Annotated in this window: 14 protein-coding genes; 8 read left to right on the top strand and 6 right to left on the bottom strand. The window is 48.8% G+C overall.

All coding sequences use genetic code 11. From position 1 onward, the window contains the following. Nucleotides 1-149: 149 nt before the first annotated feature. Nucleotides 150-1,547 (top strand): TIGR00341 family protein, encoded by a 1,398-nt coding sequence (locus tag DRED_RS16315; RefSeq protein ID WP_011879355.1) that lies wholly within the window; start codon nt 150-152, stop codon nt 1,545-1,547. A 95-nt stretch (nt 1,548-1,642) separates the two neighbouring features. On the opposite strand, the gene DRED_RS16310 is transcribed toward DRED_RS16315, so the two are convergent. Genes DRED_RS16310 through DRED_RS16290 form a run of 5 tightly spaced genes read right to left on the bottom strand, consistent with a single transcriptional unit; the run spans nt 1,643 to nt 6,422 of the window. Further along, on the bottom strand, nt 1,643-2,836 hold the full coding sequence (locus tag DRED_RS16310) for an ABC transporter permease (protein ID WP_011879354.1): 1,194 nt from the start codon (nt 2,834-2,836) through the stop codon (nt 1,643-1,645). Nucleotides 2,837-2,849: 13 nt separating this feature from the next. Then, nucleotides 2,850-3,980, bottom strand: coding sequence for an ABC transporter permease (locus DRED_RS16305; protein ID WP_011879353.1), 1,131 nt, complete (start codon nt 3,978-3,980; stop codon nt 2,850-2,852). Further along, nucleotides 3,973-4,680, bottom strand: coding sequence for an ATP-binding cassette domain-containing protein (locus DRED_RS16300; protein ID WP_011879352.1), 708 nt, complete (start codon nt 4,678-4,680; stop codon nt 3,973-3,975). Before DRED_RS16300 ends, DRED_RS16305 begins: the two co-directional genes overlap by 8 nt. Before the next feature lie 3 nt (nt 4,681-4,683). Next, entirely contained in the window at nt 4,684-5,745 is a 1,062-nt protein-coding gene (locus DRED_RS16295; protein WP_011879351.1) for an HlyD family secretion protein, read from the bottom strand. A gap of 59 nt (nt 5,746-5,804) precedes the next feature. After that, a complete protein-coding gene (locus DRED_RS16290) occupies nt 5,805-6,422 on the bottom strand; it encodes a TetR/AcrR family transcriptional regulator (protein ID WP_011879350.1) in 618 nt (205 codons plus the stop codon). Nucleotides 6,423-6,882: 460 nt separating this feature from the next. On the opposite strand from DRED_RS16290, the gene uvrC reads away from it, so the two are divergent. From uvrC to DRED_RS16250, 7 genes are all read left to right on the top strand, one after another. Beyond that, entirely contained in the window at nt 6,883-8,733 is a 1,851-nt protein-coding gene (uvrC, locus tag DRED_RS16280; RefSeq protein WP_041274690.1) for an excinuclease ABC subunit UvrC, read from the top strand. A gap of 3 nt (nt 8,734-8,736) precedes the next feature. Beyond that, complete coding sequence (locus tag DRED_RS16275) at nt 8,737-8,934, top strand: hypothetical protein (RefSeq protein ID WP_041274689.1); 198 nt, start codon at nt 8,737-8,739, stop codon at nt 8,932-8,934. Between the two features lie 90 nt (nt 8,935-9,024). Continuing rightward, nucleotides 9,025-9,831, top strand: coding sequence for a Cof-type HAD-IIB family hydrolase (locus DRED_RS16270; RefSeq protein WP_011879347.1), 807 nt, complete (start codon nt 9,025-9,027; stop codon nt 9,829-9,831). A gap of 226 nt (nt 9,832-10,057) precedes the next feature. Beyond that, nucleotides 10,058-10,318, top strand: a complete 261-nt coding sequence (locus DRED_RS16265) for an HPr family phosphocarrier protein (RefSeq protein WP_011879346.1) — start codon at nt 10,058-10,060, stop codon at nt 10,316-10,318. Between the two features lie 203 nt (nt 10,319-10,521). Continuing rightward, nucleotides 10,522-11,418: an RNase adapter RapZ gene (gene rapZ, locus DRED_RS16260; RefSeq protein WP_011879345.1), complete on the top strand. Its 897-nt coding sequence runs from the start codon at nt 10,522-10,524 to the stop codon at nt 11,416-11,418. A gap of 13 nt (nt 11,419-11,431) precedes the next feature. Beyond that, complete coding sequence (locus tag DRED_RS16255) at nt 11,432-12,760, top strand: gluconeogenesis factor YvcK family protein (protein ID WP_011879344.1); 1,329 nt, start codon at nt 11,432-11,434, stop codon at nt 12,758-12,760. Nucleotides 12,761-12,952: 192 nt separating this feature from the next. Beyond that, entirely contained in the window at nt 12,953-13,792 is an 840-nt protein-coding gene (locus DRED_RS16250) for a polysaccharide deacetylase family protein (protein WP_011879343.1), read from the top strand. Between the two features lie 194 nt (nt 13,793-13,986). On the opposite strand, the gene DRED_RS16245 is transcribed toward DRED_RS16250, so the two are convergent. Further along, nucleotides 13,987-14,781, bottom strand: coding sequence for a polysaccharide deacetylase family protein (locus DRED_RS16245; RefSeq protein WP_011879342.1), 795 nt, complete (start codon nt 14,779-14,781; stop codon nt 13,987-13,989). Nucleotides 14,782-15,046: the final 265 nt, after the last annotated feature.

Below are 15,046 nucleotides of genomic sequence, written 5' to 3'. Positions count from 1 at the left end.
GTGATCTGTTGGATCACGATTTTGTTACATAAGAATTACTTTAAAAAAAGCTTCAATTACCTGAATAACATTTGATATAATAACTATAACTATCAAATAATATCCTTTTTTGTTACAATGTGGCAGAAAAAGATCCTGAGAGGTGTTCTATGGCCTTATTAGAACCAATTAATGAAAATGCCCGGAACAAAATTTACATGGAACTGCGGGATAATTCCCACCCGGATCTATTCTTTTACGTCATGGTTGTCCTATCCTGTTCCATTGCCACCTTTGGCCTGCTCATGAACAGTGTGGCAGTGATCATCGGAGCCATGCTTATTGCTCCCTTGATGACCCCCATCGTGGCAGGGTCCCTGGCCATTACCCTAGGGAATACCCGGTTGCTGCGCATTTCTGCCAAAGCAGAACTAACCGGCGTGGTGCTGGCCATTACCATCTCGGTCTTTTTGACCCTATTGTCACCCACCAAGGAACTTACCAGTGAAATATTGGCCAGAACCAAACCCACCTTCATCGACCTCTTAATTGCACTGGCCTCCGGGGCAGCCGGCGCCTACGCCATGTGCTTCCGGCCCGGTGGAGCTGCCCTGCCTGGGGTGGCCATAGCCACCGCCCTGATGCCGCCCCTCTGTGTGGTGGGGATCGGCTTAGCCCTGGGGAATAACAGTGTGGCCGGCGGTGCTTTCCTACTGTTTCTGGCCAACTTAATTGCCATCAGCATTGCCAGTTCAGGGGTTTTCCGTTTGGCAGGCTTTACGGCTCGGGCCAAATATGATTCCGATAGCCAGGCATTCCCCCTGTTTAAAAACAGATTGGTGCTTTCCCTTACGTTGCTAGTCGTCATCTCCATACCCCTAATCGGTATTATGAATCAAGTGGTTAACTATTCAAAAACAGAAAAACTCATCAAAAATACCTTAGTAGAGAGTATCTCTATGGTACCGGGTACCGACCTAGTGGATGTAAAATTTCAAAATAATAAAGATGAATACAACATTCGGGCTGTCCTGCGCTCCAGCAGGGTGTTTAAGACCGACTACGTTCGCCAACTGGAAAACATGCTGGAATACAAATTGAGTAAACCGGTGACCCTGAGCACCCAGGTGGTGCTCATTCAGGATGTAAACACCGAAACCTCAACCCATGCCTACAACGAACTGATCCCCAAACAGCCGAAGGAGACTGCTCCGGCGGTTAGTGCAAGCAACGCCAAAGAACCAGAAGAGGTTATTAATGATGTGGTTTCCGAAAAACTTAAATTAATCCCCGGGAATGTACTAACAGACTTTACCTTCAGCTACCAGAGAAGTAATGGTACCTATATTATTAATTTGTATATTCAAGGGCCGGAGCCCTTGGATGAAAAGTTCCAAAAAACCGTTACCCGGATTTTGGAAGACCAGTTAAAAAGACGTGTGCTACTGGCCATCAGTTACACCACCCAGGATGCTGATAAAGCCAAAACCGAAGAATCCGAAGCTACGGAACAAAAGAAAGACAACATAGAAAAGATCCCAGGCGTATTACCTCTGGAAAATAAATAAAAGAACCGGGCTATCTTTGGCTCGGTTCTTTGACAAAGCAGCAAGGGTATTTCAACAACCTGTCCCCGTAAACTCACTGATTACGGGGGGTTAAACTATAGTCCAGGATAGTTGGTACCGCTATTTACCACCAAGCCGCTGCTGGAGGGTGGACGGCGGCTCTTCTTGAAATTCATGGCCAGACCCAGGCTCACCCCGGCCATGGCCAACAGCACCAATAGGTGATTCAACAAATAAGCCAGGGGCAAATTCTTCACCGTGATTAAACGAAAGGCCTCGGCCATCCAGGTAAAGGGCATCAAAGAGGCCAGGGCATTAACGGCGAAGGGGATATGGGTCTGGGGCCAGGTTAAGCCCGAAGCCATAAAGATGGGTACAGAAATCAGCATCAGGTAGCGGGTTACCTGCAGGGAATTGGGCGCCAGTACCGAGATATAAAAACCCAGAGAAGTAATAATTACATCGAACAACAAACCAAAAAGTAACACCAAACCTATGGAGCCACCTATTTTCGCATTGACAAAATGGGCGGCAACCCAGAGCAGCAAAGCATAATTAAAGAAATTGACGATAAAATAGGGCAGCGCCTTGCCCACAAATATTTTCCAACTGGGCAGGCAAGAACTAAGATACTGAACCCAGGTATTCCGTTCCTTCTCCCGGGTCACCGTCAGGCTGATACTCAAGAGGGAAATTTGGTGAATCACCATCAATAGCAGTCCGGTATAAAAGTAAGTGGCATAGCTGAAGGTGGGATTATACCAAACCTCATAGTTTAAATGCACCGTATTCATAATGTTTTTTACCTGATTCTCAGAAATACCCAGGCCGGCTAAGTAAGCCGCCGTCTGCTGAGTATTAAAATCCGTGGTTACTTCCCGGATATAGCGCCGGGTATTATAGCCCCAAATTAAATTGGATGCATCATACACCCCCAATAACTCAGTGGGCTGGTGCTTCTGCATAGCAAACTCAAACTTTTCTGGAATAACAATAGCCGCTCGGATTTTCCCCTCCCGCATGGCCTGCTCCATTTGGGCAGAGTTTTCTATGTTAGAAATTAACTCAAAATGGGGACTGTTGGCAAAGGAGGACCGAACCTCCCGGCTTAATTTTGAATGATCCAGATCCACCACCGCCAGGGGCACATGATTGATAACCCCTTGTAAATAGACAAAACCAAAGACCGTGGCATAAAGCAAGGGTACGGTAAATAACAGCAAAAAAAGAATACGTTCTTTAAAAATCATCATGGTTTCATAACAGGCAATATTAAAAACTTGTTTCAATCCAAAGGCCCCCTTACTTGCGGGCTGTCACCAGTGCGGCGGCACCGTAACAAACCACAGCGATTACACCCAAAATCAGAAAATACGTTTGCACAAAGGACCAGTCCGGGTTTTTGAAGGTCAAATAGTTCAGTCCCTGGAAAAACCAGGTTTGGGGCAGCAGTTTGGCCATGTACTGGATAAAGGAAGGCATGGCTTCCAGGGGCCAACCATAACCAGAAAGAATAAAGGATGGCAGGGCAATAATCATGCCATACCGGGTGGCATCCACAGCATTGCGGGCAAAACTGGAGGCAAGGGTCCCCACACTATGCATGGCAATGGTAAATACCAGAGTAAAGAGCAAAAACAGCCACAAGTTGCAGTGGAGCGGTACCTTAAAGAACCCAAAGGCAATCAGGTACACGGGCAATACCATCAGCATAAAGGTGGCAATGTGCACCACGGATTTACTGGCAAATAATGTCCATTTGGACAAACCAGCCATTTTGAACTGCTGCCAACTGGGGCGGCCCGTTTCACCAATGATATTCATGGCTGCGGCTATGGTACAGCACTGCTGCCAGATATTGAGAATCAAGGCCAACACAAGAAAGTAGGCATAGTTTAAAGTTGGGTTAAACCAGGCCTCTTCCCGCAGTTCGACCCCCAGGTAGGCGTTTTTGGCCTCGTCCGGCTGAAACCCCCGGGCCATCAGGGCCTTCACCCCGGCCTGGGCACTGACGGTACCAGCTACCATCATGGCTGCGGTGGTGGCATTGGTGGAGTAGATCATGTTACTGCCGTCAATGGCCAAAAACACATTGCTTTGACGCCCCAGGGTAAGGGCTTTGCCATAGTTCTCCGGGATCACCATGGTTACCACGATGTCCCCCCCTTTGATCAGTTCCTCAGCTTCTTGGTAACTGTCTAGGTAGGCCACCACCTGTAAATTTTCTGACTGATTCACTTTTTCAATCAGTTGTCGGCTTTCACTGGAATGATCCAGATCCACCACTGCGGTGGGGATATCCAGCAAAACCTGGGCACTGTAAAGGGCAAAGAACAGAATTAGTCCCAGCAAAGAACTAAAGAGTAAAATATTGCGCAGACCCCGGTCCCGCCAAAGATAAATTAACTCACGCCGCATGAGGGATCTAATCATTGATTTCACCGCTTCGCAGATTAAATTCTTCAAACTGTCTTTGCCATTCCGCCGCTGCCTCTGCGGGCTGGTAGAAGGTCAGTTGACCGTCGCTTAGCCAGGCCACCCGGTTCAATTGATTGACATAATCCATGTGGCTAAAGCCACAGATAAAGGTGCCGCCCTCTTGGAGGAACTGCTTAATGGTCTGCATGATTAACCGACGGGAATAAAAATCTATATCCTTAATTAACTCGTCAGCGATTAATAGTTTAGGGTTATTTAACAGGGCACAGGCCAGGGCTACCCGCTGGAATAATCCATTGTCTAAGGTAGCCACCGGTTCCTTTAATAAGTCCTGCAATTCCAGCCGATCCACCAACTGCTTAATGGTGGACCGCTGGCCACCCCGCAGGGTGGCAATGAAATCAAGGTTTTCCAACACAGATAATTCCTGAAACAAACTGCGCTCCTGGGTTACCAGGCCCAGGTGCCTTTTATAGGCATCCCCCTTTTTGGTGTCCTGGCCCAAAATTTCCAACGTACCGGACTTGAATTGATCGATGCCGGCCAAGAGGTGTAGCAGGGTGGTTTTACCTGTTCCCTTGGTACCAAAAATACCCACAATTTCCCCCACAGACACCTCCAGGTTAATGCCCTTTAAGACGGTCTTCTTATTCAGGACCTGCACGATATCACGGGCTTTTAAGACAGGCTGCATTTTTTATTCCTCCAATATCTTGACATTGGCGGTCATGCCGACTTTTAAGAGAAGATCCTGGTTGGGAACATCAATTTTTACCTCGAAGCTGCGAATATCATGTTGGTACTGCTCATTAACCGCCTTTTTCACAGCAAATTCCCCGGCGTTATTAATAAACACAACCTTCCCCTCAAAGACCTTATCCGGGAAAGCAGGCACCCGAATTTCTACTTTTTGGCCCAGACGAACCCGGCCAATTTTCTTTTCGCTGATAAACACCTTGACGTAGGAGTTGACTAGGTCGGTTATTTCAAAGACTGGGGTTCCGGCATTCAGCATTTCACCCTGCTCCAGGTACTTTTGGGTAATGAAACCGTTCATGGGGGCCTTTAGTTTACTGTTTTCCAAATAGGCAGAGGCCTCATCAACGGCCCCCTGGGCCTGATTGGCCTGCCCCACGGCGGCATCATGCTGAGCCTGAGAAACTTCTACCTTCAGTCTGGCGGCTTCGGCCTGGGCCAGGGCCGCCTTAGCCTCTTCCAGTTGTTGCTTAGCGGCATCATAATTGTTGGTGGCATCATCAAATTGGCTATCCGAGATGGCACCGGCTTTATGTAGCTCAACCATCCGATCATAAAGTTGCTGGGCACTGCGAACTTTTACCGTGGCCTGCTCCACCTTGGCATTGCATTGGGCGATGGTGGTTTCCACCTGCTGGCTGGTTAGGGGTACAGCCTCTTCGGCCTGGCGGCTGGCGGCCAGGGCCGCTTCATGGGCACCCTTAGCCTGGGACAACTTAGCCTGCAGTTCCTTGGTTTCCAGGGCAGCCAGCACAGCTCCCTTTTTCACCTGATCCCCCTCAGCCACCAAAAGCGTATCAATGCGACCCGGCACCTTAAAGGAAGCCATTACACTGGTGGCCTCCAGGGTTCCAGTGGCTGTCAGACTATCCTGTTCCTTAGCCAGGGATACTTGATTTTTATAAAAATAGCCGCCAAAGATTAGAGTCGTTAAAGCAATTAGTCCAATAAACAAAAATAAAATATTTTTCTTTTTTTGCTGAACTTTTAACAATTCATCCATATAATGAAACACCTCCAGTTATCGTACAGTTTTATAAAAAAGTGATGTCAATTTGTTAGTCAATTTAAAATACCGTGGAAAACCATATCCAGGATATGCTGCAGACGGTCCTCCAGCATCTCAGCGGACATCATGTCACTGGTCCACATGGGCTGCACCATTTCCCGGCGAGTAAAATAAACCAGGCACAGGGCGTGAAGACTTAATAAAATCTGGCGTATATCCAGATCCGGCCGAAAAATACCCCGGTTGATACCGTCCTGTAAAATATCCCCTAGATCAGACTGGAATAAATCTAACAGTTGGGGCAGTACTTTGCTGCTGTAGACCCCCCGGTTCAGGGCTTCCCAACTAACCAGCCGCACAAATTCCTCATCCTGGGCCAGAAAATAAAAGTACTGGCGCAGGGCTCTGGTTACATTCTCCACAGGGTCCGCCCCGGGAATAAAAGCGCCTTTACTTATATGATAGATTTTTTGATAGTTGTAACGAAGCACCTCCACATACAAGTTTTCCTTGCTTTCAAAATAATGGTAAATCATTCGTTTATTAATTTTAGCAGCGGCAGCGATCTCATCCACCCGGGCCCCATCCAGGCCCTTATGGGAAAAGATACGGGCAGCCGCCAGCAGTATTCGCTGTTTACTCTCTTCGGCACGGGATAGTTCCTCGTTCATAACAACCCTCCTTCAGTGGGAAAGTTGGTTAGTTGGATAGTTGGAAAGGGGGCAAAAATACTCACAAACCAACTAACCAACTTTCCAACTCAAGTAACTAACTAGTTACTTACTTCATTACTATTTTGTTCCTCAAAACCATCTTTGTCAAGGGTGGTAAAAAAACTATTTTTGTTGCATGCTAATGAATAGTAGTTTAAGAAATTCTTAATATTTCCCTGGCCGAGAAGTGATAAACTAATAGTAACAGTTTTAGGGATTAGGGGTATTCCTTTTGGGTCAGCCATGGGCAAAGCAAACCAACGGGGGTCTGACCCCCAGAGCAAGAACCACCAAAACCCAACTGACCCCAAAGAAACACATGCAATAAAGCCCAAAGCCCAAGGCTCATGGCTCAAGGCCCACGGCCAAACGACCCCAAAGCACTACCCATAAGAAACAGCTAACGGAGGTGATCTAACTGCCGTTATCAGACAAAATTAAAAACATCCCCTCACGCCCGGGGGTTTACCTATACAAAGACCAAGACGGACAGGTCATCTATGTGGGGAAGGCGGTGTCCCTGAAAAACCGAGTTCGTTCCTACTTCCAGGCCGGGGCCAAGCAAGCACCCAAAGTAAAGGCCATGCTGGGCCGGGCGGTAGACCTGGATTTTATCGTCACCGATTCCGAGATGGAAGCTCTGATTCTGGAAAATAATCTAATTAAAGAACACCGACCTAAGTACAATATCCTATTAAAGGATGATAAAACTTATCCCTATATCAAGGTAACTGTCCAGGAAGAATTTCCCCGGGTTTATTTAACCCGCCGGGTTCTCAAAGACCGTGCCCGCTATTTTGGTCCCTTTACCAACGTGGGGGCCGTTAACGAAACCATGCGTCTGCTGAAAAAAATCTTTCCCCTGCGAACCTGCAAGCAACGGAAACTTAGTCCCAGGGATCGCCCCTGCCTGAACTACCACATCAAGCGCTGCCTGGGTCCCTGCTGCAACCTGGTGGAGCGGCAAACCTACCGGGAAACCGTTAACGAAGTGGTACTCTTTTTGGAGGGGCGGCAGGAAGATTTAATGAAGCGATTGCGCCAACGCATGGAAGAAGCAGCGGAGAAGCTAGAATTTGAAAAGGCCGCGGAACTTAGGGATCAACTGCTGGCGGTGGAAAAAATTGTGGAACGGCAAAAGGTGGTGTCCACCGATCTGGTGGACCAAGATGTCATTGCCATGGCCCGGGGTTTTGATGAGTCCTGCCTAACCGTGTTCTTTATCCGTGGCGGTAAACTCATTGGGCGTGAGCATTACTTTCTGGAAGGCACAGATACCCTGGAGCGGGGGGAGATTATGACCACCTTTATCCAGCAGTTTTATAACCAAACGGAATTTATCCCCGCAGAGGTATTAATATCTGAAGAAATTGCTAAGCCGGAACTCCTAAGGTCTTGGCTCAGTGAACTACGGGGCAGTAAGGTTACTATTAAAGCCCCCAAACGGGGGGATAAACATAAATTGGTGGAAATGGCGGCCCAAAATGCATTGTTATCCCTGGAACAGGCTAAGTTGCAGCGTCAGGCCAACCGGGAAGCGGTGGATGGGGCCCTGGCAGAACTAATGGCCGCCCTGGGGCTGGAAAATCCCCCCCATCGCATGGAATGCTACGATATTTCCAATATTCAAGGTACTGAAACCGTCTCCTCCATGGTGGTTTTTGAAGAAGGTCGACCGAAAAAAGACCAATACAGAAGATTTAAGATCCGCTGGGTAGAGGGACCCAACGACTTTGCCTCCATGCATGAGACCCTGACCCGGCGCTTTTCCCGGGCCAAGGAAGAACAAGACCTTTTGTCCAGGGGAGAACTTACCCCCAAGCAGGCCAAATTTACCCGACTGCCAGACCTAATTATTATCGACGGAGGTAAGGGTCAGCTGTCGGCGGCCCGGCAAGCCATGTTGGAACAGGGCTTTGCCCACATTGCCACCTTTGGCCTAGCCAAGGAGGAAGAACTACTGTTTGCACCGGGACGTCCGGACCCCATCCGTTTACCCAGGGAATCCAAGGGGTTGCAAATGTTGCAGCGATTGAGGGATGAAGCCCACCGTTTTGCGGTAACCTATCATCGGAAGCTGCGCACCAAGAGAAACCTGAAATCCCTTTTGGATGAAATCGATGGCATTGGGGCGGTACGCCGCCGGGAACTCTATAAAGCCTATAAAAATTTGGAGTCCATTAAGCAGGCCTCAGTGGAAGAATTGGCCAAGATCCCAGGCATGAACACCAAAGCCGCCGAAGCGGTGTACAATTACTTTCGGGAGTGAATAATGGGTCTAGCAGTAGCTGGAAAGTTGGAAGTTGGAAAGTTGGAAGTTGGAAAGTTGGAAGTTGGAAAGTTGGAAGTTGGAAAGTTGGAAGTTGGAATGAGCTGTGGGCCAAAGCAAACCAACGGGGGTCTGACCCCGCCCCCAAAGCCCGGCACCCTGAGGGGTCTGACCCCCAGAGAAAGAACCACCAAACCCTAGCTAACCCCAAAGAAATACATGCAAAAAAGCTAACGGCTAACAGCTAACAGCTAAAAGCACTACAGTATAATCAAGAGATTGGAGAAACCTATGAACAAAAACTACAAACTCCTGGCCATCGATCTCGACGACACCCTACTAAACGGCCAGCTTAAAATATCGTCCCGCAACAAAGAATATATCAAACGGGCCCAGGAGGCTGGTATCCATGTAACCCTGGCCACCGGAAGAATGTACTGTTCAGCCCTACGCTACGCCAAAGAACTGGAACTAAATCTGCCCCTAATCACCTATCAAGGGGCCCTGGTAAAAGAAGCCCAAACCGGGGAAGTCCTGCTTCACCGTCCAGTACCACTGGTCCTAGCGCGAGAAGTGATCCAGCGTGGCAGCCAACTGGGCTATCATATCAATGTCTATGTGGATGATACCCTTTATGTGGAAAAAATTACGCCGGAAGCAGAGGTCTACCAGAGAATATCCGGCATCACTGCCCACCCGGTGGGGAATTTGCTGGACTTCCTGCAGGAGGACCCCACCAAGGTTCTCATGGTGGGGGGAATAGAAGAACTGGATCGGTTGGGAGAAGAAATGCGCTGTCAATATGGAACATCCCTGCACATATGCAAATCAAAACCTCATTTTCTGGAGTTTTCCCACCCCCAGGCCACCAAGGGACTGGCCCTGGATACCCTGGCCAAGGGTTGGGGATTAACGGCGGAGCAAGTAATTGCCATCGGGGACGCTCCCAATGACCTGGAAATGATCGATTATGCGGGACTGGGCGTAGTGATGGGTAATGGAGAACCCGAAGTAAAAGCAAAGGCAGATTATGTCACCCACTCCAACGAAGAGGATGGAGTGGCAGAGGTCATTGCCAAGTTTATTTTTGGGGCTTAAGGGTATTCCTATTGGGTCTAGCCATGGGCCATGAGCTGTGGGCCTTGGGCCAAAGCAAACAACCGGGGGTCTGACCCCGCCCCCAAAGCCCGGCATCCTGAGGGGTCTGACCCCCAAAGCAAGAACCACCAAAACCTAGCTAACCCCAAAGCAAATCATGCAAAAAAAGCTGAAGGCTGACGGCTGAAGGCTGACGGCTAAAAGACATACCACAAGGAGACTACTCATGTTAAAAAAGGACATAAAAAGCTTCAGTAAGCTGGATTCCCACCCTGCGGCAGAGTTTGTAAAAGCAGCCAACCAGTTTCATGCAGAAATCAGTCTGGAAAAGGGCGGCCACAGAGTAAACGGCAAAAGCATCATGGGCCTCATGGAATTAGCCAATCGAAATGAAGGCGGTGTAACCCTTATGGCCGAGGGGGAAGATGCCCCCCGGGCACTGGAAGTATTGGGGAACCTGCTGGAAAACGAAAGTAGCAAACAATAAAGTTTTAAAGAAAGGCACCTTTCGGGTGCCCTTTTACTATAATGGGGGTAAATATTTATTTTTTAACCAATAGGTAAAACCAGGGGGGCTGACTCCCCGGAGAAAAAGTTCATAATATGGTTATATATACTACCCCCCTAAGAGTAAGTGAACTATTTGCTTATATGAATCGGACAGTTTACAATAAAGGAGATATTAACAGCATGTCTGACTCAGAGGGGGGTGTTGAAGTGTCCAGTCCACGGCTATTAATTGTTACCGGCATGTCCGGAGCGGGTAAAACCCAAGCTGTGCAAAGTTTGGAGGACCTGGGCTACTTCTGTGTGGATAATTTACCTCCGGCCCTGATTCCCAAATTTGCCGAACTGGTTTCCCAGTCCAATGGCAAAGTGGAGAAAGTTGCCCTGGTGGTGGATATTCGCGGTGGGGCGTTCTTTCACCAGGCCATAGAAGTATTGCATGACCTCGGTGAACAGGGATACCGGTTTGAAGTCTTATTCTTAGAAGCATCGGATGAAACACTGGTACGTCGCTATAAAGAATCCCGGCGCCGCCACCCGCTGGATAACCACGGCGAGGTATTAAAGGTTATCCAGGAGGAGCGGGAACTGCTGCGGGAAATCCGGGGCAGAGCCACCAAAGTCATTGATACCTCCAACGTTTCCAACAACCAGTTAAAGGAACAAATCATCACCCAGTACGGTGGTGACAAGGAAAACTCCAACAGGCTGCTCATTACCGTTATTTCCTTTGGCTACAAATACGGTATTCCCATGGATTCCGACTTGGTGCTGGATGTACGGTTTCTGCCCAATCCCTACTATATACCGGAACTGCGCTGCCTCACGGGCAATGATGAACCCGTGCAGCAGCATGTCATGTCCCAGGACGTAACCAAAGAATTTATGGAAAAACTAATTGATTTCGTCCAGTTTCTGGTGCCCCACTATCAAAGGGAGGGCAAGGCTACACTGATGATTGCCATTGGCTGTACCGGTGGTATGCATCGGTCCGTAACCCTCACCAATAAGCTGGGTGAAGTATTAAGTGAAAAGGGCTACCGAGTTAATGTAAGGCACCGAGATATCATGCGAGTTTAGGCGGTGGGTTAATTTGGCTTCCTTATTTAAATGGTTTGCCCCTGGCATGAATATAAAGCGTTGGATTCTCCTAGCCCTAGTAGGAATTTCCCTACTGGGGCTAGGGTTGGCCATACTGGACCGGCATCTGGTTGGCATGATGGGGGTGGTGATGGATACCCTCTCTAACCGATTAGCTGGCATTCCCCAGTGGTTTGTGGGCGTGGTTATTGTAGCCAGCGGCCTAGGCATTATGGGATACAGCTTTAAAATGGGGATAGCCTCCATTATGACAGTGATTCGACCAGACCCTTCGGAACGTCTGGTGGAAACCCTTTACCACCACCGTTCTTTGAAAAAGGGTCCCAAGGTGGTGGCCATCGGCGGGGGAACCGGGCTATCCAGTTTGTTAAAGGGCTTAAAGGAATACACCAGCAACATCACCGCCATTGTGGCCGTTACCGATGACGGTGGCAGTTCCGGCAGATTACGGGATAATTTGGGTATCCTGCCACCCGGCGATATCCGCAACTGCCTGGTGGCTTTGGCGGATAAAGAGACCTTAATGGAAGAAGTGCTGCAGTACCGCTTTGAAAGCGGCGAACTGGCAGGACACAATCTGGGCAATCTTTTTCTGGCGGGCTTAAACAATGTTTCCGGCGGTTTTGATGGGGCTGTGCGGGCCCTTTCCAAGGTACTGGCCATTCGTGGCCAGGTACTGCCGGTAACCCTGGAAAACGTCATACTGGGGGCGGAACTGGCGGATCATAGCACGGTTTATGGGGAATGCAACATTTCCGCCACGGAAAGCAAAATTAAAAGGGTTTTTCTGCACCCGGAGGTTTGTAAACCCCTGCCCGAAGCCCTGGCGGCCATCGAAGAGGCCGACATGATTATCCTGGGACCCGGCAGCCTTTATACCAGTGTGATTCCGAACCTCCTGGTGGAAGGCATTGCCGAGGCCATTCAAAGGTCCGGGGCCCAGAAAATCTATATTTGCAATATCATGACCCAGCCCGGGGAAACCCAGGGTTATACGGCCAAACAACACCTGGCGGCCATTTTTGACCATGTGGGACCCCTTGTGGACCAAATCCTGGTGAATAACGAGCCCATTCCCGGCAGGCTGCTGAAAAAATACCGGGAAAAGGGTGCCGCCCCGGTGAAGGTGGATGGAACTGCCCTGGCCAAAATGGGCGTCAAGGTCTGGTCAAAATACCTGGTACAGCACAGCAACCTAGTGCGCCACCAACCGGAAAAACTGGCCCAGGCCGTGATGGAAATTATTTACGATTCCAAGGCAGCCAGTATGGAGCGAGCACCAGTCAAGATATACCAACCATCAAGAACCTTAAGAGAATAGGCATACCTTTGGGGTCTGCAATGAGCCAAAACTTCAGTTGGTCAGTTGGAAAGCAGAAAGCAGAAGCCTGACGGCTGATGATAACCAACGGGGGGTCTGACCCCGCCCCCAAAGCCCGGCACCCTGAGGGGTCTGACTCCCCAGAGAAAGAATCACCAACCCACGCAAAAAAAGCTGACGGCTAAAACGGAGGTGAACACCCTGTCATCATTTAAAAAATTCTTCCTAGTTAGTTTACTGGTTATTGCTGTGGCTCTTACAGGGACAGGCATATGGTACCAGCATCAGTACAAAACCATACCCACCGATGCTAAATATCCCCCGTTGCAGGGTATCCCGGTACTCATGTACCACAAAGTGAATCCAGACCCCCGCACCGGCGGGCTGGGTCTCCGGGTACCGCCGGATAAATTTGAATGGCAGATGAAATACCTGCACAAGAATGGCTACGAAAGTGTCTCCCTGACCGATGTTATGGACCATTTCCAAAGGGGTAAACATTTGCCCGATAAACCCATTGTCATTACCTTTGATGATGGCTACAAGGATAACCATGATTTTGCCTATCCCATTATGAAGGAATATGGCTATACCGGCACCATCTTTGTGGTATCCAAGGCCATTGGCAATACCAATTTCTTTGATGTGGAGAAAAAACTGCAGCCCGAAAACAAAATTATGGATTGGAATGAAATCCGGGAACTGGATGAAGCCGGTTTTGTCATCGGCGCCCATACGGTGGACCACCCCCACCTGGCAGAAGTGGCGCCGGAAGTGGCCCGTTACCAGATAGAAGAATCCAAGCGGACTCTGGAACACGGACTGAAAAAACCCGTGGAAGTACTGGCCTACCCCTATGGCAGCTACAACGATACCGTGGCCCAGATCACCAAAAAAGCAGGCTACCGGGCCGCTGTCACCACCGAGTTAGGTCTGGCCAAACAAACATCCGATCCCTTTAAAATCCACCGCATCCGAGTCACCGGCCACTACAGCAACGAAAGATTCATCGAAGAATTGCATAAATACTAACCCTAGCCACTAGCACGACCCCGTGAACCAAAGTCCCTAACCAACAAACCAACAAACCAACTTTCCAACTTCAGTTGGTTAGTTGGAAAGTTGGTTTGTTGGTTAGGGGACTCATAATCCAAACCCCAGGGGGTCTGACCCCCCAGAGAAAGAACCACCAAAAACCAGCTGACCCCAAAAACTATCCCCCCAAGTTATTCCACCCAATTCTCCATGCGAAACTCCTCAATGGCCGGCACCGTATTACTATCCCGCAGCAGTTCACTGACTGTCACAAAGACATACCCCTTCTCCTGTACCCCCTGGATAATTTGGGGCAAAGCCTCCACCGTCTGGCTCCGGTCCCCGCCACAGTCATGCAAAATAATAATGGAACCATTCCGTACATAGTCCACCACCTGGGACACAATTTGCGGAACCCCCGGGTCGGACAAATCCTTGGGATCTTCCCGATTGGTCCAGAGAATCACTTTATAACCCTTATCAACGGCTGGGTCGATCATGGAATGGGTGCACTTTCCACCTGGTGGACGATAATACTGGGTATGCCGACCGATGATACCATAGACAATATCATCGGTTTTATCTAATTCTCTGGTCAGTTTTGCCGACTTTACAGGGGACAGAGGGTGGGTATAAGTATGGTTTGCCACCTCGTGCCCATCTGTTACCATTCGTTTAATCACTGCCGGATATTTTTCTGCCCGTTTCCCCACCACAAAGAAAGTAGCCCTGGTTTCGTTCTGTTTCAGAACATCCAGAATCCTAGAGGTATAGAGCTCACTTGGGCCATCGTCAAAGGTGAGGGCCACCACTTTTTTAGAGGTGCTTACCTGCTTAATCACCTGGCCATCCCGCAGCCACTGCTCCACCGAAACTCCTTTGGAAGCAGTAAGGGTACTATAGGAAACAGCCCCTACCAACAGGGCCATTAACAAAAGACCACAGATTAAATAATTAATGGTGGACTTGCCCAAATAAATAACCACATTGCCAACTCCTTTTGAAACATATAAAAAAATATATTTCAAAGGGGTTGGTATTATGTGGGGTTTTAACCATAAACCATTGTCGAATAATGCGCTTGATTGGAAAGCATGAAACAGCCAAGATACATTAATTAATAATGTTTCGACAGAATGACATCGCCTATTTGTCAGTTGTTATAAGATAAAAGTCCTAGCGTTCGACATAGAGGGGTAGATATTTAGTCCTATTACACGAAATAGGTCGAAATATTTTAACAATAAAAAG

Origin of the sequence: Desulforamulus reducens MI-1 (assembly GCF_000016165.1) — a bacterium.
Classification (GTDB): Bacteria; Bacillota; Desulfotomaculia; order Desulfotomaculales; family Desulfotomaculaceae; genus Desulfotomaculum; species Desulfotomaculum reducens.
The sequence above is the reverse complement of the archived record's forward strand: the minus strand, read 5'-3'. Positions and strand labels throughout refer to the sequence as shown.

Coding starts and splice junctions, on each gene's coding strand:
- DRED_RS16315 (WP_011879355.1), top strand. CDS start 150: ATGGCCTTATTAGAACCAATTAATGAAAATGCCCGGAACAAAATTTAC.
- DRED_RS16305 (WP_011879353.1), bottom strand. CDS start 3,980: ATGATTAGATCCCTCATGCGGCGTGAGTTAATTTATCTTTGGCGGGAC.
- DRED_RS16300 (WP_011879352.1), bottom strand. CDS start 4,680: ATGCAGCCTGTCTTAAAAGCCCGTGATATCGTGCAGGTCCTGAATAAG.
- DRED_RS16295 (WP_011879351.1), bottom strand. CDS start 5,745: ATGGATGAATTGTTAAAAGTTCAGCAAAAAAAGAAAAATATTTTATTT.
- DRED_RS16290 (WP_011879350.1), bottom strand. CDS start 6,422: ATGAACGAGGAACTATCCCGTGCCGAAGAGAGTAAACAGCGAATACTG.
- DRED_RS16275 (WP_041274689.1), top strand. CDS start 8,737: ATGGGTCTAGCAGTAGCTGGAAAGTTGGAAGTTGGAAAGTTGGAAGTT.
- DRED_RS16270 (WP_011879347.1), top strand. CDS start 9,025: ATGAACAAAAACTACAAACTCCTGGCCATCGATCTCGACGACACCCTA.
- DRED_RS16265 (WP_011879346.1), top strand. CDS start 10,058: ATGTTAAAAAAGGACATAAAAAGCTTCAGTAAGCTGGATTCCCACCCT.
- rapZ (WP_011879345.1), top strand. CDS start 10,522: ATGTCTGACTCAGAGGGGGGTGTTGAAGTGTCCAGTCCACGGCTATTA.